This is a genomic window from Streptomyces flaveolus (assembly GCF_044765825.1).
Lineage (GTDB): Bacteria > Actinomycetota > Actinomycetes > Streptomycetales > Streptomycetaceae > Streptomyces > Streptomyces flaveolus.
On sequence record NZ_JBIWKU010000003.1, the window covers coordinates 718,921 to 738,169 of the forward strand.

The 19,249-nt window shown below is 67.3% G+C and carries 28 protein-coding genes; 3 read left to right on the plus strand and 25 right to left on the minus strand.

All coding sequences use genetic code 11. The features are described 5' to 3' along the window. Window position 1: 1 nt before the first annotated feature. The 25 genes from rpmD to gdhA form a co-directional block, all read right to left on the minus strand. Window positions 2-184, minus strand: a complete 183-nt coding sequence (gene rpmD, locus ACIRG6_RS12795) for a 50S ribosomal protein L30 (RefSeq protein WP_003974250.1) — start codon at window positions 182-184, stop codon at window positions 2-4. A gap of 2 nt (window positions 185-186) precedes the next feature. After that, window positions 187-792, minus strand: coding sequence for a 30S ribosomal protein S5 (gene rpsE, locus ACIRG6_RS12800; RefSeq protein ID WP_019753099.1), 606 nt, complete (start codon window positions 790-792; stop codon window positions 187-189). Between the two features lie 41 nt (window positions 793-833). Further along, the gene (gene rplR / locus ACIRG6_RS12805; RefSeq protein ID WP_121748663.1) at window positions 834-1,217 is read right to left on the minus strand and encodes a 50S ribosomal protein L18; all 384 of its coding nucleotides are present in this window, start codon (window positions 1,215-1,217) and stop codon (window positions 834-836) included. A 3-nt stretch (window positions 1,218-1,220) separates the two neighbouring features. After that, on the minus strand, window positions 1,221-1,760 hold the full coding sequence (gene rplF / locus ACIRG6_RS12810) for a 50S ribosomal protein L6 (RefSeq protein WP_189229138.1): 540 nt from the start codon (window positions 1,758-1,760) through the stop codon (window positions 1,221-1,223). A gap of 24 nt (window positions 1,761-1,784) precedes the next feature. Further along, window positions 1,785-2,183, minus strand: a complete 399-nt coding sequence (rpsH, locus tag ACIRG6_RS12815) for a 30S ribosomal protein S8 (protein ID WP_007384075.1) — start codon at window positions 2,181-2,183, stop codon at window positions 1,785-1,787. Between the two features lie 209 nt (window positions 2,184-2,392). Continuing rightward, on the minus strand, window positions 2,393-2,578 hold the full coding sequence (locus tag ACIRG6_RS12820) for a type Z 30S ribosomal protein S14 (protein WP_003948630.1): 186 nt from the start codon (window positions 2,576-2,578) through the stop codon (window positions 2,393-2,395). Window positions 2,579-2,583: 5 nt separating this feature from the next. Next, complete coding sequence (gene rplE, locus ACIRG6_RS12825; RefSeq protein ID WP_019329632.1) at window positions 2,584-3,141, minus strand: 50S ribosomal protein L5; 558 nt, start codon at window positions 3,139-3,141, stop codon at window positions 2,584-2,586. Then, window positions 3,141-3,464: a 50S ribosomal protein L24 gene (gene rplX / locus ACIRG6_RS12830; RefSeq protein ID WP_003992365.1), complete on the minus strand. Its 324-nt coding sequence runs from the start codon at window positions 3,462-3,464 to the stop codon at window positions 3,141-3,143. The genes rplE and rplX overlap by 1 nt, the downstream gene beginning before the upstream one ends. A 2-nt stretch (window positions 3,465-3,466) precedes the next feature. Beyond that, window positions 3,467-3,835 (minus strand): 50S ribosomal protein L14, encoded by a 369-nt coding sequence (gene rplN / locus ACIRG6_RS12835; protein ID WP_030831680.1) that lies wholly within the window; start codon window positions 3,833-3,835, stop codon window positions 3,467-3,469. A gap of 95 nt (window positions 3,836-3,930) precedes the next feature. Further along, window positions 3,931-4,215 carry a 30S ribosomal protein S17 gene (gene rpsQ, locus ACIRG6_RS12840; RefSeq protein ID WP_161163021.1) on the minus strand — a complete coding sequence of 95 codons (285 nt, stop codon included), beginning with the start codon at window positions 4,213-4,215 and terminating at the stop codon, window positions 3,931-3,933. Continuing rightward, window positions 4,215-4,439, minus strand: a complete 225-nt coding sequence (gene rpmC, locus ACIRG6_RS12845) for a 50S ribosomal protein L29 (RefSeq protein WP_005481220.1) — start codon at window positions 4,437-4,439, stop codon at window positions 4,215-4,217. The genes rpsQ and rpmC overlap by 1 nt, the downstream gene beginning before the upstream one ends. After that, complete coding sequence (gene rplP, locus ACIRG6_RS12850; protein ID WP_009190136.1) at window positions 4,439-4,858, minus strand: 50S ribosomal protein L16; 420 nt, start codon at window positions 4,856-4,858, stop codon at window positions 4,439-4,441. Before rplP ends, rpmC begins: the two co-directional genes overlap by 1 nt. 5 nt (window positions 4,859-4,863) lie before the next feature. Beyond that, a complete protein-coding gene (rpsC, locus tag ACIRG6_RS12855; protein ID WP_189229140.1) occupies window positions 4,864-5,697 on the minus strand; it encodes a 30S ribosomal protein S3 in 834 nt (277 codons plus the stop codon). After that, window positions 5,697-6,044, minus strand: a complete 348-nt coding sequence (rplV, locus tag ACIRG6_RS12860) for a 50S ribosomal protein L22 (protein ID WP_019329637.1) — start codon at window positions 6,042-6,044, stop codon at window positions 5,697-5,699. Before rplV ends, rpsC begins: the two co-directional genes overlap by 1 nt. A gap of 44 nt (window positions 6,045-6,088) precedes the next feature. After that, window positions 6,089-6,370, minus strand: a complete 282-nt coding sequence (rpsS, locus tag ACIRG6_RS12865) for a 30S ribosomal protein S19 (RefSeq protein WP_003948639.1) — start codon at window positions 6,368-6,370, stop codon at window positions 6,089-6,091. Window positions 6,371-6,382: 12 nt separating this feature from the next. After that, window positions 6,383-7,219, minus strand: a complete 837-nt coding sequence (gene rplB, locus ACIRG6_RS12870) for a 50S ribosomal protein L2 (RefSeq protein ID WP_003974264.1) — start codon at window positions 7,217-7,219, stop codon at window positions 6,383-6,385. Window positions 7,220-7,259: 40 nt separating this feature from the next. Then, entirely contained in the window at window positions 7,260-7,679 is a 420-nt protein-coding gene (gene rplW, locus ACIRG6_RS12875) for a 50S ribosomal protein L23 (RefSeq protein ID WP_007443985.1), read from the minus strand. Further along, complete coding sequence (gene rplD / locus ACIRG6_RS12880; protein ID WP_189229141.1) at window positions 7,679-8,335, minus strand: 50S ribosomal protein L4; 657 nt, start codon at window positions 8,333-8,335, stop codon at window positions 7,679-7,681. The genes rplW and rplD overlap by 1 nt, the downstream gene beginning before the upstream one ends. A gap of 8 nt (window positions 8,336-8,343) precedes the next feature. Beyond that, window positions 8,344-8,988, minus strand: a complete 645-nt coding sequence (gene rplC / locus ACIRG6_RS12885; protein WP_037858413.1) for a 50S ribosomal protein L3 — start codon at window positions 8,986-8,988, stop codon at window positions 8,344-8,346. 16 nt (window positions 8,989-9,004) lie between these two features. Then, window positions 9,005-9,313 carry a 30S ribosomal protein S10 gene (gene rpsJ / locus ACIRG6_RS12890; RefSeq protein WP_003948644.1) on the minus strand — a complete coding sequence of 103 codons (309 nt, stop codon included), beginning with the start codon at window positions 9,311-9,313 and terminating at the stop codon, window positions 9,005-9,007. A gap of 431 nt (window positions 9,314-9,744) precedes the next feature. After that, on the minus strand, window positions 9,745-10,293 hold the full coding sequence (locus ACIRG6_RS12895; protein WP_403322433.1) for a hypothetical protein: 549 nt from the start codon (window positions 10,291-10,293) through the stop codon (window positions 9,745-9,747). Further along, entirely contained in the window at window positions 10,290-12,359 is a 2,070-nt protein-coding gene (locus ACIRG6_RS12900; protein ID WP_403322435.1) for a hypothetical protein, read from the minus strand. Before ACIRG6_RS12900 ends, ACIRG6_RS12895 begins: the two co-directional genes overlap by 4 nt. Window positions 12,360-12,384: 25 nt before the next feature. After that, window positions 12,385-12,765, minus strand: a complete 381-nt coding sequence (locus ACIRG6_RS12905) for a hypothetical protein (protein ID WP_403322438.1) — start codon at window positions 12,763-12,765, stop codon at window positions 12,385-12,387. A 260-nt stretch (window positions 12,766-13,025) separates the two neighbouring features. Further along, the gene (locus ACIRG6_RS12910) at window positions 13,026-14,201 is read right to left on the minus strand and encodes an acyltransferase family protein (protein ID WP_403322440.1); all 1,176 of its coding nucleotides are present in this window, start codon (window positions 14,199-14,201) and stop codon (window positions 13,026-13,028) included. 150 nt (window positions 14,202-14,351) lie between these two features. Further along, on the minus strand, window positions 14,352-15,710 hold the full coding sequence (gdhA, locus tag ACIRG6_RS12915; protein ID WP_225636241.1) for an NADP-specific glutamate dehydrogenase: 1,359 nt from the start codon (window positions 15,708-15,710) through the stop codon (window positions 14,352-14,354). Window positions 15,711-16,157: 447 nt separating this feature from the next. On the opposite strand from gdhA, the gene ACIRG6_RS12920 reads away from it, so the two are divergent. From ACIRG6_RS12920 to ACIRG6_RS12930, 3 genes are read left to right on the plus strand one after another with little or no spacing between them, the layout of a single operon-like run. Next, window positions 16,158-16,610 carry a hypothetical protein gene (locus ACIRG6_RS12920; protein WP_391983336.1) on the plus strand — a complete coding sequence of 151 codons (453 nt, stop codon included), beginning with the start codon at window positions 16,158-16,160 and terminating at the stop codon, window positions 16,608-16,610. Beyond that, window positions 16,610-18,676, plus strand: a complete 2,067-nt coding sequence (locus ACIRG6_RS12925) for a hypothetical protein (protein WP_403322442.1) — start codon at window positions 16,610-16,612, stop codon at window positions 18,674-18,676. Before ACIRG6_RS12920 ends, ACIRG6_RS12925 begins: the two co-directional genes overlap by 1 nt. Continuing rightward, window positions 18,673-19,245, plus strand: coding sequence for a hypothetical protein (locus tag ACIRG6_RS12930; RefSeq protein ID WP_403322443.1), 573 nt, complete (start codon window positions 18,673-18,675; stop codon window positions 19,243-19,245). Before ACIRG6_RS12925 ends, ACIRG6_RS12930 begins: the two co-directional genes overlap by 4 nt. Window positions 19,246-19,249: the final 4 nt, after the last annotated feature.

Consider the following 19,249-nt stretch of genomic DNA (forward strand, 5'->3'; position numbering starts at 1 on the left):
ATCAGTCGACCTCCTCGACCGTCACGAGGTGGCGGACGGTGTGCACCATGCCGCGGAACTCGGGGCGGTCCTCCTTGACGACCTGCGTGTTGATGCCCTTGAGACCAAGGGAGCGCAGGGTGTCACGGTGGTTCTGCTTGCTGCCGATGTAGGACTTGACCTGCGTAATCTTGAGCTGCGCCATGATTACGCACCCGCCCCGGCACGCGCACGGAGAAGAGCCGCGGGGGCGACGTCCTCGAGCGGCAGACCACGGCGGGCCGCGATCTCCTCGGGACGCTGCAGGCCCTTGAGGGCCTCCACGGTCGCGTGCACGATGTTGATGGCGTTGTCGGAGCCGAGCGACTTCGACAGCACGTCGTGAATACCGGCGCACTCGAGCACGGCACGCACCGGACCACCGGCGATAACACCGGTACCCGGGGACGCGGGCTTGAGCAGCACGACGCCGGCAGCCTTCTCACCCTGGATGGGGTGCGGGATGGTGCCCTGGATGCGGGGGACCTTGAAGAAGTGCTTCTTGGCCTCCTCAACGCCCTTGGCGATGGCGGCCGGCACCTCCTTGGCCTTGCCGTATCCGACGCCCACGGTGCCGTCACCGTCGCCCACCACGACCAGCGCGGTGAAGCTGAAGCGACGACCACCCTTCACAACCTTGGCGACGCGGTTGATCGCGACGACGCGCTCAACGTAAGCGGTCTTCTCGGCGGCAGCTGCGCCGCCGTCACGGCCCTTCCGGTCCCGCCGCTCGCCGCCACCGGCACCGCTTCCGCGGCGCTGGGGTCCAGCCATTGGAATTACCTCTCTCTTTTTCCGCTAGCTACGGAACCGGCTCAGAACTTCAGTCCGGCTTCGCGGGCGGCGTCCGCCAGAGCGGCGATGCGCCCGGCGTACTGGTTGCCACCACGGTCGAACACGACGGCCTCGACACCGGCGGCCTTGGCGCGCTCGGCGACCAGGGCACCGACCTGCTTGGCCTGCGCGGACTTGTCGGCCTCGCCACCACGGATCGAGGTGTCCAAGGTGGACGCCGACGCAAGGGTGTGACCCTTGAGGTCGTCGATCACCTGGGCCACGATGTGGCGGTTCGAGCGAGTAACGACCAGACGGGGACGCTCCGCCGTACCCGAGAGATTCTTGCGAATCCGGATGTGACGGCGCTTGATCGCGGCGCGCTTGTAGGCGTCGCCCTTGAGGATCTTCTGTCCGTATGCCATGGCTTACTTACCCGCCTTTCCGACCTTGCGGCGGATGACTTCGCCCTCGTACTTGACGCCCTTGGCCTTGTACGGGTCGGGCTTGCGCAGCTTGCGGATGTTGGCCGCAACCTCGCCGACCTTCTGCTTGTCGATGCCCTCGACCGAGAAGCGGGTCGGGGACTCCACCTTGAAGGTGATGCCCTCGGGGGCCTCGACGGTGATCGGGTGGCTGTAGCCGAGGGAGAACTCCAGGTTCGAACCCTTGGCGAGCACGCGGTAACCGACACCGCTGATCTCGAGCTTCTTCACGTAACCCTGGGTCACGCCGGTGATCATGTTCGCCACCAGCGTGCGGGACAGGCCGTGCAGGGCCTTGCTCTGACGCTCGTCGTTGGGGCGGGTGACGTTCAGAACGCCGTCCTCACCCTTGGCGATGTCGATCGGCGCCACGACGGTGTGAGTCAGCGAGCCCTTCGGGCCCTTGACCGAGACCGTACGGCCGTCGATGGTGACGTCCACGCCGGCGGGAACCGCGATGGGGAGCTTGCCGATGCGCGACATAGCTGTTTCCTCCGTTCCCTTCCGCTACCAGACGTAGGCGAGGACTTCCCCACCCACGCCCTTCTTGCCGGCCTGCTTGTCGGTGAGGAGCCCGTGCGACGTGGAGATGATCGCCACGCCGAGGCCACCCAGCACCTTGGGCAGGTTGGTGGACTTCGCGTACACCCGGAGACCGGGCTTGGAGATCCGCTTGATGCCCGCGATGGAGCGCTCACGGTTCGGGCCGAACTTCAGCTCGAGAACGAGGTTCTTGCCGACCTCGGCGTCCTCGACCTTCCAGCCCGTGATGAAGCCCTCCTGCTGGAGGATCTCCGCGATGTGAGACTTGATCTTGGACGCCGGCATCGTCACGGAGTCGTGGTACGCCGAGTTCGCGTTCCGCAGACGCGTAAGCATGTCTGCGATCGGATCAGTCATGGTCATGAATTGGCCTTCGGCCTCTCTCGCCGGGGTTTCCTGGTGCGCCATCCCTCTCCCCGATCCGAGACGGGACGGGTGCGGCGCGGTGGACCTACGGCGTAGTAAGTCGTACGGGCGGCAGACGCCCAACCCCACAAGCCTAAGGCATGCGGAGGTGGGCCCCTGCCGACCCAGATGCTTACCGAGAGTCTGAATAACCCGGAATTACCGGATTACCAGGAGCTCTTGGTCACGCCCGGCAGCTCGCCACGGTGAGCCATCTCACGAAGGCACACGCGGCACAGGCCGAACTTGCGGTAGACGGAGTGCGGGCGGCCACAGCGCTGGCAGCGGGTGTAGCCACGCACACCGAACTTGGGCTTGCGAGCAGCCTTAGCGATCAGAGCCTTCTTCGCCATCTCGCTCACGCCTCCTTGAACGGGAAGCCGAGGTGACGAAGGAGCGCGCGGCCCTCAGCGTCGTTGGTCGCCGTGGTGACCACGGTGATGTCCATACCCCGGACACGGTCGATCTTGTCCTGGTCGATCTCGTGGAACATGACCTGCTCCGTGAGACCGAAGGTGTAGTTGCCACGGCCGTCGAACTGCTTGGGGGACAGGCCGCGGAAGTCGCGGATGCGCGGCAGCGCGAGCGACAGGGTGCGGTCCAGGAACTCCCACATGCGGTCGCCACGGAGCGTGACGTGGGCACCGATCGGCTGGCCCTCACGCAGCTTGAACTGCGCGATGGACTTGCGGGCCTTGGTGACGGCCGGCTTCTGACCGGTGATCGTGGTGAGGTCGCGGATGGCGCCCTCGATCAGCTTGGAGTCGCGGGCGGCGTCGCCCACACCCATGTTGACCACGATCTTGACGAGGCCGGGAACCTGCATGACGTTCTCGTAGGAGAACTCCTCACGCAGCTTGCCCGCGATCTCCTCGCGGTACTTCGTCTTCAGACGCGGAGTGGTGGTGGTCGCCATCAGATGTCCTCACCCGTCCGCTTGGCAACGCGGATCTTGTTGCCCTCGTCGTCGAAGCGGTAACCGACGCGCGTGACGACCTTGTTGCCGTCCTTCTCCACGACCAGCTGGACGTTGGAGACGTGGATCGGGGCCTCGGTGGTCACGATGCCGCCGGCCTGCGAACCGCGAGCGGTCGGCCCGGCCTTGGTGTGCTTCTTGACCCGGTTGACACCCTCGACCAGGACACGGTCCTCGCGGGGGAAGGCCGCGATGACCTTGCCCTGCTTGCCCTTGTCCTTACCGGTGATGACCTGGACCAGGTCGCCCTTCTTGATCTTCATGCTCACAGCACCTCCGGCGCGAGGGAGATGATCTTCATGAACTTCTTCTCGCGCAGCTCACGGCCCACCGGGCCGAAGATACGGGTGCCGCGAGGGTCGCCGTCGTTCTTCAGAATGACGGCGGCGTTCTCGTCGAAGCGGATGTACGAGCCGTCCGGACGGCGGCGCTCCTTGACGGTGCGAACGATGACCGCCTTGACGACGTCACCCTTCTTCACGTTGCCACCGGGGATCGCGTCCTTGACGGTGGCGACGATGACGTCACCGATACCCGCGTAGCGGCGGCCCGAGCCACCGAGCACACGGATGCAGAGGACTTCCTTCGCACCCGTGTTGTCGGCGACACGAAGCCGCGACTCCTGCTGGATCACGTCTATCTCCTGTTTGTCTGCCGGTTCCCCGGGAGCCGCTCAGCGAGCGGCTCCCGGAGCCTGGCGGAACTGACCTGCGGGGATTGCCGCAGGAATTACTTGGCCTTCTCGAGGACCTCGACGACGCGCCAGCGCTTCGTCGCGGACAGCGGCCGGGTCTCCATGAGGAGGACGCGGTCGCCGACACCCGCGGCGTTCTGCTCGTCGTGAGCCTTGAGCTTGTTGGTACGGCGGATGACCTTGCCGTACAGCGCGTGCTTGACGCGGTCCTCGACGGCGACGACGACGGTCTTGTCCATCTTGTCGCTGACGACCAGACCCTCGCGCGTCTTGCGGAATCCGCGTGCCTCGGTGTTCTCAGTCACGTTGCTCTCGCTCATCAGGCGCTCTCCACCGTCTCGATGCCCAGCTCGCGCTCACGCATCAGGGTGTAGATCCGCGCGATGTCCTTACGGACGGCCTTGAGCCGACCGTGGTTCTCGAGCTGACCCGTCGCCGCCTGGAAGCGGAGGTTGAACAGCTCTTCCTTGGCTTCGCGGAGCTTGTTCAGCAGCTCCTCGTCACCCAGTTCGCGCAGCTCGGACGCCTTGGTACCGGCCGACATCACGCTTCACCTGCCTCGCGCTTGACGATCCGGCACTTCATCGGCAGCTTGTGGGCCGCACGGGTCAGCGCCTCACGGGCGATCTTCTCGTTGGGGTACGACAGCTCGAACATGACGCGTCCGGGCTTGACGTTGGCGATCCACCACTCCGGCGAACCCTTACCGGAACCCATGCGGGTCTCGGCCGGCTTCTTGGTGAGCGGACGGTCCGGGTAGATGTTGATCCAGACCTTGCCGCCACGCTTGATGTGACGGGTCATCGCGATACGAGCCGCCTCGATCTGGCGGTTCGTGACGTAGGCCGGGGTCAGCGCCTGGATGCCGTACTCGCCGAACGCAACCTGCGTTCCACCCTTGGACATACCGTTGCGCTTCGGGTGGTGCTGCTTGCGGTGCTTGACCCTACGGGGGATCAGCATTTCGGTCAGGCCTCCGTTCCGGTGCTCTCAGCCGGAGCGGCAGCGGCGGGCGCCTCGGCCTTGGGGGCCTCGGCGGCCGGAGCCGACTGCTGCTGCGGCTTGCGACCGCGCCGCTCGCCACCACGGCCACCACGGGCCGGGCGGTCGGCACCGCCACCGCGAGCCGGGCGGTTACCCGCACGGGCGGCAGCGTTCTCGGCGCGGACCTCGGCGATGTTCTTGACGTCGCCCTTGTAGATCCAGACCTTCACACCGATGCGGCCGAAGGTCGTCTTGGCCTCGAAGAAGCCGTAGTCCACGTTCGCGCGGAGCGTGTGCAGGGGCACGCGGCCCTCGCGGTAGAACTCCGAGCGGGACATCTCGGCGCCACCGAGGCGGCCACCGCACTGGATCTTGATGCCCTTGGCGCCGGCCTTCATCGCCGACTGCATGCTCTTACGCATGGCGCGGCGGAAGGAGACGCGGGAGGAGAGCTGCTCGGCAACGGCCTGGGCAACCAGCTGAGCGTCCGTCTCGGGGTTCTTGACCTCGAGGATGTTCAGCTGGACCTGCTTGCCCGTGAGCTTCTCGAGGTCACCGCGGATGCGGTCGGCCTCGGCGCCACGGCGGCCGATGACGATGCCCGGACGAGCGGTGTGGATGTCCACACGCACGCGGTCACGGGTGCGCTCGATCTCGACCTTGGAGATGCCGGCGCGCTCCATGCCGGACGTCATCATCCGACGGATGGCGACGTCTTCCTTGACGTAGTCCTTGTACAGCTTGTCGGCGTACCAACGCGACTTGAAGTCGGTCGTGACACCGAGCCGGAACCCATGCGGGTTAACCTTCTGGCCCATTACCGGGTTCCTTCCTTGCTGCTGACGACCACGGTGATGTGGCTGGTCCGCTTGCGGATCCGGTAGGCGCGGCCCTGGGCGCGCGGACGGAACCGCTTCAGGGTCGGGCCCTCGTCGACGTACGCCTCGGAGATGTAGAGGCTGTCGGCGTCGGTGTGGTCGTAGTTGTGCGCGGCGTTGGCAATGGCGCTGTCCAGCACCTTGCCCACCGGCACGCTCGCGGCCTGCGGGGCGAAACGCAGGACCGCCTGAGCCTCCGTGGCATCCATGCCACGGATGAGGTCCACCACGCGGCGGGCCTTCATGGGCGTGACGCGGATGTACCGCGCCTGGGCCCTGGCTTCCATGGTTGTCCCTTCAGTGTTTGTCATGGTCTTTCACACCCCGCTGACTAGCGGCGCTTCGACTTCCGGTCGTCCTTGACGTGACCCCGGAAGGTGCGCGTCGGCGAGAACTCGCCGAGCTTGTGGCCGACCATGGACTCGGTGACAAACACCGGGATGTGGGTCTTGCCGTTGTGCACCGCGATCGTGTGGCCGAGCATCGCCGGGACGATCATCGAGCGACGGGACCAGGTCTTGATGACGTTCTTGGTACCGGCTTCGTTCTGGACATCCACCTTCTTGATCAGGTGGTCGTCGACGAAGGGTCCCTTCTTCAAGCTACGAGGCATCTCAACCCGTCCTTAGCGCTTCTTGTTCGTCTTGCGGCGGCGGACGATGTACTTGTTCGACGCCTTCTTGGGCGAACGAGTACGGCCTTCCTTCTTGCCCCACGGGGACACGGGGTGACGACCACCGGAGGTCCGGCCCTCACCACCACCGTGCGGGTGGTCCACCGGGTTCATGACCACACCACGGACGGTCGGGCGAACGCCCAGCCACCGCTTGCGGCCTGCCTTGCCCCAGTTGATGTTGCTCTGCTCGGCGTTGCCGACCTCGCCGACCGTGGCGCGGCAGCGCTGGTCGACCAGGCGGATCTCACCGGAGGGCATGCGGAGGTGGGCCATCGTGCCCTCCTTCGCGAGCAGCTGCACGGAGGCGCCGGCGGAACGGGCGAACTTGGCACCGCCACCGGGACGGAGCTCGATCGCGTGGATCGTGGTACCGACCGGGATGTTGCGGAGGGCCAGGTTGTTGCCCGGCTTGATGTCGGCCCCGGGACCGTTCTCGACGCGGTCCCCCTGCTGCAGGTTGCGCGGGGCGAGGATGTAGCGCTTCTCGCCGTCGGCGTAGTGCAGCAGCGCGATGCGCGCGGTGCGGTTGGGGTCGTACTCGATGTGCGCGACCTTCGCCGGCACGCCGTCCTTGTCGTGACGACGGAAGTCGATCACGCGGTAGGCGCGCTTGTGTCCGCCACCCTGGTGGCGAACGGTCACACGACCGGCGTTGTTACGGCCGCCCTTGCTGTGCAGCGGGCGGACCAGCGACTTCTCCGGCGTGGACCGCGTGACCTCGACGAAGTCGGCGACGCTGGAGCCACGACGGCCCGGAGTCGTCGGCTTGTACTTGCGGATACCCATTTCTCAGTCCTCGTCCGATATCGGACGATCCGGACCTCCGTCAGGAGGTCGGACCGCCGAAGATGTCGATACGGTCGCCCTCGGCGAGGGTCACGATCGCGCGCTTGCTGTCGGCACGCTTGCCGAAGCCCGTGCGGGTCCGCTTGCGCTTGCCCTGGCGGTTGATCGTGTTGACCCCGGTGACCTTGACCGAGAAGACCGCCTGGACGGCCTCCTTGATCTGGGTCTTGTTGGAGCCCGGCGCGACGATGAACGTGTACTTGTTCTCGTCGAGCAGCGCGTAGCTCTTCTCGGACACGACCGGCTTGAGCAGCACGTCACGGGGGTCCGTGAACGCCTTGCTCGCCGGGGTGACGACGGTGTTCTTGCCCTCGGCCTCGTGGCGACGCGCCTTGGCGACGCGCGCGGCCTTGGCCGCCTTGGCGGCCTTCGAGGCGATGCTCGGGTGACGCGTAGCCATCAGGCCTCGCTCCCTTCGGTGTCAGCGGCCTTGGGGCCAGACACGAAGGACTCGAAAGCGGCCTGGGTGAAGACCACGTCGTCCGAGACGAGAACGTCGTACGTGTTCAGCTGGCCCGGCTCCAGAATGTGGATCTGGGGCAGGTTGCGGGCGGACAGCCACGCGGCCTCGTCGGAGCGGTCGGCGACGAGCAGGAGGTTCTTACGCTCGCTGATCTTGCCGAACAGGCTCTTCGCGGCCTTGGTGGACGGGGTCTCGCCCTCGATCACGCCGGAGACGACGTGGATGCGGTTGTGGCGGGCCCGGTCGGTGAGGGCGTGGCGCAGGGCCGCGGCCTTCATCTTCTTCGGGGTCCGCTGCGAGTAGTCGCGCGGCACGGGACCGTGCACGACGCCACCACCGGCGAACTGCGGCGCACGGGTCGAACCCTGGCGGGCGCGGCCGGTGCCCTTCTGGCGGTACGGCTTCTTGCCGCCACCACGGACTTCGCCGCGACGCTTGGTCTTGTGCGTGCCCTGGCGGGCAGCGGCGTTCTGCGCGACGACGACCTGGTGGATCAGCGGAATGCTGATCTTCTCCACGCCGAAGATCTCCGCGGGGAGCTCGACGCTACCGGTCTTCTCGCCGGCAGGCGAAAGGATGTCAACAGTGCTCATCGGTTACCTCAGGCCCCCTTGGCCGCGGTGCGGACCAGGACGAGGCCGCCGTTCGGACCGGGAACCGCGCCCTTGATGAGCAGCAGACCCTTCTCCGCGTCAACGGCGTGGACGGTCAGGTTCTGGGTGGTGACCCGCTCGTTGCCCATACGGCCGGCCATGCGGAGGCCCTTGAACACGCGGCCCGGGGTGGCGCAGCCACCGATGGAACCGGGAGAGCGGTGCTTGCGCTGGGTGCCGTGACCGGCGCCGAGGCCCTTGAAGTTGTGACGCTTCATGACACCGGCGAAGCCCTTGCCCTTGCTCTTGCCGGTCACGTCGACCTTGACACCGGACTCGAACACCTCAGCGGTGATCTCCTGGCCCAGGGTGTACTCGGCGGCGTCCGCGGTGCGGATCTCGACAAGGTGGCGGCGGGGAGTGACGTCGGCCTTGGCGAAGTGGCCCTTGAGGGGCTTGTTCACCTTGCGCGGGTCGATCTCGCCGAAGGCGATCTGGACGGACTCGTAGCCGTCGACATCGTTCGTGCGGACCTGGGTGACGACGTTGGGGCCGGCCTTGACGACGGTGACCGGAACAACACGGTTGTTCTCGTCCCACACCTGCGTCATGCCGAGCTTCTCGCCCAGGATGCCCTTGATCTGCTTGGTCATCTTCAGATCACCGCCCTCAGAGCTTGATCTCGATGTCGACACCGGCCGGGAGGTCGAGTCGCATCAGAGAGTCAACGGTCTTGGGGGTCGGGTCGAGGATGTCGATCAGGCGCTTGTGCGTGCGCATCTCGAAGTGCTCGCGCGAGTCCTTGTACTTGTGCGGCGACTTGATGACGCAGTACACGTTCTTCTCAGTGGGCAGCGGCACCGGGCCCGCGACCGACGCACCAGTACGCGTCACCGTCTCGACGATCTTCTTCGCCGAGGAGTCGATGACCTCGTGGTCGTAGGCCTTGAGCCGGATGCGGATCTTCTGTCCCGCCATGGCTACTCAGTAGTCCTGTCTCTCGAAAACGCTCTGGAACCCGGTGTTCCTCACCCTCACCTCCGACCCACGCGGTCGGGCGTGTCGCGCTCCCGCTGACACGGATGTCCCTCTTCGGGACTTCCCTGCATGGGGAGTGCGGGCCCTTCCGGAACCGCGGGCGGGGGCGAGAGGCCCACCGGGCGCCTGGTCTGCACCCCGCTGACACTTCCCGGAAGATTCCCGTACTTCCGCCCCTGATCAGGGGCGACGAGTACTGTGGGACTCGCTTCCGGTCCCCCCGGCGGGAGGCGCGCAGCATCGGCACTCGACCGAGCAACTCGGCTAGTCTGCCATACGGGGCAGGGGCCTGGCCAATCGAAGCGGATGACTGTACCCCACGTCACGAAGTCCTACACACGGACGCCCGAGCGCCCCCTCCGGGGACAGGCTCACCGGCAGTGAAGGGTCTTGACGGTCGCGGGGAAGTAGGCGCGCATGAACTTCTCGATGTCGTTCCGATAGCCGGTGTCTGTGAGGTTGGTCCCTTTCAGCAGCACCGACAAGGTGAAGTAAGCACCACCCTTAGTCCGGCAGGGGGCGGTCGCGATGGCTCCATTGTTGCCCACGGCCGTGCGGGGATACGTGGTCGCTCGTTCCGGCAGCTCAAGGTACGAGACGGATTTCACCGACCCGGCCACCTTCACGGGATCCACCTCGTCATCGTGCCAAGCGAACCGCAGATCGAGAGCGGTCTTTCCGTTCACGTTCAGGCTGCACCAGGACGCGGGCTGCGGGTCCCTTCGGTCGACATCGTTCCGCTCGGTGATCTCACCTTCGGCGGGAATCAGAGGTTTCAGGTCCCCCGCGGACACGCGCGTGCCGCACAGCGACTGGGGTAGCGTGCGCGTCTCGTTCCGCCCTTCCAGCCATAGAGCTACCAAGGCGATGAGGCACATGGCTGTGACAACGGGCAGGACCACCCGCCAGACGCGCCTCATTTCGTGGCTCCAGCGCCCGAAATCCCCTGCGCATGACTTACGCCCGACTGAGCTGCTTCTTCGATCTCATCCATATTGCTGTACGCGCTGTCAGCGCTGGCGCCGTGGCTCTTGCCCCATTCATCCGAGAGAGCGGCAAGCTGTCCGTTCCGCTTCTTGTAGGCCTCGACACTGCCGTCGGTCGCCTGCTGGTCCAGCCGCTTCTGCTCGTCCGCCAGCCACCTGTCGGTGACGTAGTCAACCCCTTGCTGCACCTTGTCGCTGGCGACCGGGATGTAGCCGATGGCCTCGTCCACAAGGGGCTTCCAGGTGAATTCCGCGACCTTGGGGTCCCCCTGTGCCTGGATGCGCGCCTCCTCCAGAAAACCGACCGTGCGGCCGGCCCGGACGAGGGACTCCGTCGACTTGGACTGCGGGTCGTCGTGGATGTCGGCGACCATCGCCTGGTTCAGCCCCGCGTTCAGGGTGTTGTAGGCGTCCTGGTCCTTCGAGACCTGTTTGGTGACTTCGAAGAGGTCGCCCTGGTCCAGGGACGAAGCCGCGATCTCGACATCGCTCATCGCCGTGTGGACCGTATCCCCGTGGTTGACCAGGATGTTGGCCATAGGCCGACGCAGGGATGAGGGGAAGTCGTCGCCGCTGTCGGCCAGGGACGTGAGGGCCGACTTGAATACCGCGTCGTTCTGCTTCGTGTGTTCGACGTACCGCGCGTTCGGGTCCGACGGGTCGATGCCCGTCGCCGCCGCCTGGAGCGCGGCGCCGAAGCCGGCCCGGTTGTCGCCGTCCACCCCGGGCGTGTAGGTGCTGACCTTCGCGCCCTCATGCTCGTGCAGGGTGACGTCCCAGTCCCGGTCCTTCATGAGGTACTTCATCTTCTCGTCGGAACCGAGATACGCCGCCGCCGCGTCGGGGTCGTGGCTCATGATGCCGAGCATGCCGTCCACGGGGTCGTTGGCGAACCAACCGTCCCGCTTGCCGGCGTACTCGTGTTTGAGCTGCCAGATGCCCGAGTCCTTCTTCTCCGCCGCGATCATGTCGTCGGTGAGATCCCCCAGCATCTCCGGCGAGTACCCGTGCCCCTTCTGCATCAGCGTGACGAGCGACTGGTACCCCACGGCCTTGTCCAGCCGCGCACCCTGCGCGTCCGTGCCGTGCCGCTCCACCCCGGCCTCGCGCATGTCCTCTCTCCAGCCCTCGTACCACGACGACTTGGTGTCCTTCGTCGCCGAGGCGAGCGCGTTGGCCAGGCCCGTCTCGATGGTCGAGTAGTGGGCCGCGCGGTCGCCGCCCCGCACATGGATGAGGTCGTTCAGCTCGTTCGTCAGCGTGAGCGTGCCCTCGGCGCCCAGGCCGTCCAGGAGGGTCCGTGAGAACGCCGGGTCGTCGCTGTTGTCACGGAAGGTGCGCTCCAGCTCCGCGATCTCCTTGTCGGACAGGCGGCTGCCCGCCCGGAGCTTGTCCAGCGCCTTCTCGGCCGCTTCGCCCTCGTACTTCTCGATGTCGCTCTGCGCCTCACCGTTGAAGCCCTTGCCCCCGGCGATGACGCTGGAGTCGATCACGACGGCCTGAAGCGCAATCTGCACACCGGCGTCCGCGTCCGTGACGTCCCGCACTGCCTTGTTGACGTGGTCCTGCCACGACTGGACGGCCTCTTGCCATCCGGGGTCGTGGCGCAGCGTTCTGCGTTCGGCGTCCGTCAGCCGCTCGATGTCCAGGCTCACGTGGCCCTGCTCGGAAACCTTCATGCCCGCGTCGACGGCTTCCTGCCGGGCCGTCTTCAGCCGGCCCCGCAGCTCCACGAACTGTGCGTGCGCGTCACGCAGAAGGCCGGCCACCGCCTTGGCCTCCGTCTGCGCGTACTCGAACTCCTTGAGCGTGATGTCGAAACGCCGGTTGGCGGCGTCGGCGCTCAGGCCGATCCAGCCGGTACCCATGGAGATGCCGTGCACATCCCGCCGGTAGGCCTTCTCCTGCTTGGCGAACTCGCCCGCCATGCCGTCCCACCGGTCGGCGGCGGTGGTGAGCGCACCCAGGTCGGTGGTCATGATCTCGTGGTACGTGGGCATCGGCCCGTTCCCCCTGTCTCACGCCTCAGAGTCGGTCCAGCGGGGACGGTGGCCGGATCTTCGCGGTCTGGGCCCCCACGCCGTGGTCCGTGCCCTGGAGGACCGTGCCGGCGCCGCGCAGCGCGCCCTTCTCCGCGTCGAGCCGGTCCATCAGGTTCTTCACCTGCCCGCTCCAGGTCTCGTGGGCCTTCTTCAGCGCCGCGGAGGTGACCCACCCGTCCCCGTCCTTGGCGGCGAAGGCCTTGACCGCACTCCCCGTGTCCTCGTCCGCCCACGCCCCGGCCTTGGCGGTGTCGGGCTGGATGTGCTCCTCGATCGCCTTCACGGCGGCCGCCTTCTCGGCGGGCGAGGAGGCCAGGTCCTTCCGCCCACCTCCCACCGCCCCCGGCACGACAGCACCACTCACAACGAACCGCCTCCCCCAGCGACGAGCGCTCCGAGTTCCGTTGGTCACCCAGGGTCACGATACCCCAACGATCACCGAGCGTGACGGGGTGATCGCTCAAAACGGGGGGCTGTACCGCAGGCACCAGGCACGCCGGACGACAGGAGACCTCACGGACCGGCTGCCGAACGTCACCCGTTCCGACGACCCGCTCGACCCGGCACTCCGCCACCAGGTCGGCCCGCCCGTCCGGCGAGAAGGCCCATCGGATCAACCACCTGTCAGTGGCCCCCCGCGTTGCGCAGGCGGGCGAAGGACGTGTCCAGGCCCTTCTTCAGAAGCCGGGACACGGGGCGTTCCACGCACCGGTGGACGAGGTAGCTCAGTACCAGGAAGCCGGCGATGACCGCGGCGACCAGGAGGCGGGCGTCCATCGTGTCGTGGAGGCGGTTGATGAGCGCAGTGCCGGCCGCGTAGTGGACGAGGTAGAGGGGGTACGTCATGGCGCCCGCCGTGACCAGCCACTTCCAGCGGATGCGGTCCGTGTACCCGAGCGCCACGGCGACCATGAAGAGCAGGAAGGCAGTGAAGATCAGCACGCTCCCCCGCCAGCCCGAGACGTGCTCGATCTCCGCGATGCGGTTGCCGAGCTCCAGCTGGCCCATGAGCCACGCCATGGCGAGGATGCCCCACAGCAGGAGGTCCTGGCCGAAGCGGTGCATGAGGTAGAGGGCGAGGCCCGCGATGAAGTACCAGGCTCCGTCCGGGTTGGCGATCAGCTCCAGCAGGGGCAGGCGGGCGATGGGCGCGAGCATCGCCACCGCGCCCCACAGGCAGCAGAACAGGACCACCCTGCGGTACGTCAGCCCCATGGCGACCACGACGAGGAAGAGCAGGTAGAAGCGCAGCTCCGACCAGAGGGTCCAGTAGACGCCGTCGACGTTGGGCACGGCCGAGCCGGACTGGAGCATGGTCAGGTTGAGCAGTACCTCGCGCAGACGGAGGCGTTCCCACACTCCCGGTACGGCGATCAGGACGGCCGTGGTGAAGACGACCGCGAACCAGTACGCCGGGTAGAGCCGGATCACCCGGGACACGAAGAACTGGCGCGGGGTGCGCCCCCAGCACGACATGCAGATCACGAAGCCGCTGATCACGAAGAAGATCTCGACGCCGATCCAGCCGTAGGAGGCGAACCGGAACACCGTCGGCATGATCTCGGAGACCGGCCGGCCCCAGATCGGGTTGCCGGGTCGGTCGGCCCGCCAGGTCCCGGCGTAGTGGTGCACGGCCACCATCAGCGCGGCGAGCAGCCGGACGCCGTCGATGACGTACAGGCGCCCGCCCGACCGGGCGCGCGGCGACGGCCGTCCGGCGGGCGCGGCCGGGTCGCTCGGCACGGTCACGGCGAGCGGCGGCAGCGGTTGCTTCGACCGCCCCGCCACTCGCCCCGTCATCCGTCCCGCGACCCGCTCGGGTATCGGTGTTCCACTGTCCGCCGCACGCACCATCCGTCCAGCCAAGAACACCCTTCACGACAGCGGTAGTGCTTTCAACGACTCGCCGCCAACGCCCCGTTCGGCGTTGGCGGCGAGTTCACCCGTACGTCAGATGACGCCCTGGGCGAGCATCGCGTCGGCGACGCGCTCGAAGCCGGCGATGTTGGCGCCCGTCACGTAGTCGCCGGGGGCGCCGTAGCGCTCGGCGGTCTCGTGGCAGGTGGTGTGGATGTCGTTCATGATCTGCGTCAGCTCGTCCTCGACGCGCTCCGCCGACCACGACGTACGGGCGTGGTTCTGGGCCATCTCCAGGGCGCTGACCGCGACTCCGCCCGCGTTGGCCGCCTTGCCGGGGCCGAAGGCGACGCCGGAGCGCTGGAGGAGGTGGACGGCCTCGGGGGTGGTCGGCATGTTGGCGCCCTCGGAGACCGCCTTGACGCCGTTGCGGATCAGCGCGGCGGCGTCGTTCTCGTCGAGTTCGTTCTGTGTGGCCGACGGCAGCGCGATGTCGGCCGGGACCTCCCAGACCCGCCCGCCGGGCACGAAGCGCGCCGAGGAGCCGCGCCGCTCGGCGTACGCGTCGACCCGGCCGCGCTCGACCTCCTTGATCTGCTTGAGCAGCTCCAGGTCGATCCCCTTCTCGTCGACCACGTAGCCGGACGAGTCCGAGCAGGTGACGGCGTTCGCGCCGAGGGCGGTCAGCTTCTCGATCGTGTAGATCGCCACGTTCCCGGAGCCGGACACGACCGCGGTCTGGCCCTCCAGGTCCTCACCGCGCTCGCGCAGCATCGCCGCCGCGAAGAGGACGTTGCCGTACCCGGTCGCCTCGGGGCGGATCAGCGAGCCGCCCCAGCCCGCGCCCTTGCCGGTGAGGACGCCGGCCTCCCAGCGGTTGGTGATCCGCCGGTACTGGCCGAAGAGGTAGCCGATCTCCCGGCCGCCGACGCCGATGTCACCCGCCGGGACGTCCGTGTGCTCGCCGATGTGCCGGTACAGCTCCGTCATGAACGACTGGCAGAACCGCATGACCTCCGCGTCGCTGCGCCCGTGCGGGTCGAAGTCGCTGCCGCCCTTGCCGCCGCCGATGCCGAGGCCGGTCAGCGCGTTCTTGAAGATCTGCTCGAAGCCCAGGAACTTGATGACGCCCAGGTTGACGGAGGGGTGGAAGCGCAGACCGCCCTTGTACGGGCCGAGCGCGCTGTTGAACTCCACCCGGAAGCCGCGGTTGACCTGGACGCGCCCCTGGTCGTCCTGCCACGGCACCCGGAAGATGACCTGCCGCTCCGGCTCGACCAGCCGCTCGATGAGACCCGGCTCCGCGTACTCGGGCCTGGCCGCGACCACGGGGGCCAGCGTCTCCAGCACCTCGTGGACGGCCTGGTGGAACTCCGGCTGGGCCGGGTTGCGGTGTTCGATCTCGGTGAGCAGGTGGTCGAGCGTGGTCTTCGACTCGGATCGCGTCGTCACAGAAGCCCTTTCTGGCACGGCTGACACCGGGACCGGGAGGGGCGGCCGGGAGGGGCGGCCGGCGTTGCTCCTGTCCGTCCGGTGAGGGGCGCTCGGCGCCGTTGCCGCGCGCAGGGACTCTTCAGTGTGACCCTTGCGTAAACTCCCTGGCCACCATCCGCCCCTCCGGCCGTCCACCAGGTAAGACGCATCGGCCATGCATTGGCGCAGTCATCCCGGTATCTCCCGTTTTTTCGTCCCGCCATTCGCGCAGTCCGTGACAGCCACCGCACCAGGCCTCTCGTGGCTCGTATACGAACCTCGAACGAAAGCGATCTTGCTCATGCTGTCGCGGGGAGACAAGATCGACTCGTCCAGACCGGTGGTCCGGCTCGTCTGCGCAGGCGAAACCGAGGGGCGGAAAGCCTCACCAGAGCAGCCGGATGAGCGAGGGAAGGGATCGCAGGCGTGGCGTGGGACGAATGGGAGCAGCTGAAGCAGGAGGTGGCGCAGCGCCAGGCCACCCACATGCAGCTCAACCAGGTGCCGGCGGACGGTGGGGGTGGGGGCGGCACGCCGCAGGGCGTGCTGACGGTCGACCAACAGGATCTGGCGGCCATCGGCAACAAGGCGTTCGACCTGTGGGACTCCTTGGGGAACCACGGCCGTGACGCCTGGTCCAGCAGTCAGTCCGCCGCCTCCGACCTCAAGACGCAGGGTTTCGCCGTGGGGGGTGCGCTGGACCATGTGCAGGAGCGGTGGGAGAAGCAGCTCACGTCCCTCCTCGACGCCTGTGCCCACATCTCCAACCACCTGGAGTTCACGAAGAAGGTGCACCGAGGGAACGAGCACTTCATCAGTGGCCGGCTGAGCAGCATCGCCACCCTGGACAAGGGCTTCCGTGAGGAGGCGGGCGGCTGATGGACCTGGAAACGCTCCGCTTCGGCAACTTCACCAAGCTGAAGACCGCCACCGACGACTGGTCGAAGGTCGTCAAGCACCTGGAGACGCTCGAGAAGGACGCCCGCGAAGGCCTTCAGGCGGCTGCCATGAAGGCCAACTGGGCGGGTGTGAACGCCACGGTCTCCCGCGAGTTCATCACGAAGACCGCCGGCGAGTTCGCCGACGCGCACACCGAGGCGTCCAGCATCTTCAACATCCTGCTGGACACGCACGGGGAACTGGTCGGTTACCACCAGCAGCTCAACGAGGCGATCGACCGAGGGCTGAAGAAGAATCTCACCGTGTCGGACACCGGCAACGGGTCGTTCACCGTGACCATGAACATCCACCCGGACCGGGCGGCCGAGGGCACGTCCGTTCCCGACCACGGCCAGCAGGATGTGGACAACCTGCGGGACGAGGTGGAACGCATCCTGAAGGCGGCCACCAAGAGCGACGACTCGGCCGCCGAAGCCCTGCGCGTTCTGGTGGACCAGACGACGTACGGCTTCTCCGGCGCCTCCTACAAGGACCGGGACTCCGCCGCCGAGGCCCTGGACGAGGCCGAGAAGTATGCGGACCTGATCAAGAAGAAGGGGGACTCCATGTCCCCCGAGGAGTTCGACCAGCTCAATCGCGCGCTCGCCGCCCACCGGAACGATCCGCTCTTCCAGGAGAAGTTCGCCACCACCCTCGGCCCGAAGGGGACCCTCGACTTCTGGGCCGACCTCGCGGACCCCTCCGACGGCGGTGACCTGCAGCGTTCACGCCATGACCAGCTGGGCGACCTGCAGAAGAACATCGGCCTCACCCTCGCCGGCGCCACTCGCTCCGACTCCCCCGCCATGCGCCAGTGGGAGGACCGGATGGTCCAGCTCGGCGACGACCGCATCCAGACCCGCGGAACGCAGGTCTACGGCTTCCAGCTCATGAGCAACCTCATGCGCGTCGGGGACTACGACGACTCGTTCCTGAACAAGTACGGCAATGCCCTGGTCGAGACCGAGAAGAAGATGAAGATCCCGGGCAACACCTGGAACGGCGGTCTGCCGCCGACGCCCAAGATGAACTTCATCGGCGACGACTTCGGCCGCGACCCGATGACCGGCTACATGACCGCGCTGTCCGACAGCCCCGAGGCGGCGACGGAGTTCTTCAACACCACGAAACCGCAGGACAACGCCCAGTGGGTGCTGAAGGACCGTCCCGTCTTCGACGACACCCCCCTGGACGACGGCGACGGCAACTCGTCCCGTGAGGCGACCGGCAAGGCACTGGTGGCCGCGGCCACCGGCGTCAACCCCAACGACTCCCACGCCGTCCCGGTGGAGCACACCGCGGAGAACCGCCGGGTGCTCGACCGGTCGCTGAAGTACCTCTCGGAGGCGGGCGACGACATGCCCGGCGAGTTCCGGGACGACATGGCGACCGTGCTGGTCAACTACGGCGACGAGGTCCACCACACCGCCAGTTCGCTCGCCGACGACAAGGGCGACCCGCGTCAGCTCGACCGGCACCAGCTCATGGAGGTGACCAAGCAGGTCTCCCGCGACCAGAACGCCTACGGCGTCCTCAACGACGGCCTCAACCAGGAGATGGTCCGCGACATCTACAACGACCACCCCAGCGATCCGAAGGAGACCCTGCTGCGGGCCGGGCACACCACCGGATTCCTGGAGGAGGCCCGCTACCAGGCCCTGGACACGGACAAGGACGACCCGTCCTGGGACGCGAAGTGGCTTTACCACGGCTTCGGCGGCGCCGCGAACTTCATCCCCGTCGCCGGCGACGCCGTGCAGCGCGGCGTCGACGCGCTCGCCTACCAGTGGCAGCTCGACGAGCAGGCCCGCATCGATCAGGAGAACGTCCGTCAGAACGGGGAGGTCTTCACCGCCCGCGAGAACCAATTGCAGAAACTCGCCGACATCTGGATGGACGCGAACCCCGATCACGGGGGCAACAACCGCTACACCCTCACGTCGGAGATCAACGGAGCCGCGTTCGACGGGAACGCCCGCGCGCGGGGACTGGCGGGAGATCAGTGAACAGCCACGTCATCACCGCCTCGAAGCCGCGGCTGCGCCGCCCTGGTGTTCGTCTGGGCGCCGCCGTGGCCGTCCTGCTCTCCGTCGCCACCGGATGTTCGGACGGGGGCAGGGACTACTCGGTCCCCGAGGACCTGTGCGGCGTCAGGGTCGGCTCCGAACAGCTCGAGCCGTTCCTGCCGGACGGCGAGAAGCTCACCCAGCGCGCGTACGACGCCGGGGACACCAGTCCGCGCTGCCGCGTCACCGTCGACGACCGGCTGGTCCTCTACGTCGCCGACGACCTGGTGCCGCCGGACACCGATCCGCTCGAGGTGCAGGACCGGGCACTCCTGCGCCTCGGTAACCCCGCCGCGGTGGATGTGGGCGAGGCCGCCCGCGTCGCGGATCGCGGGGCGACGGCGGTCGCGGGATGCACCCGTGACGGTGACGACAAGCGGTTCGTCACACTGATCCAGCTCGAACAGCGGACGCCGGAGGACACCGAGCAGCGCAGAACCGCGCTCACCGATCTCCTCCGCGCCTACTTCCCCAAGGCCGTGGCCGGTGCGGGGTGCGCACCGACGTAGGCGG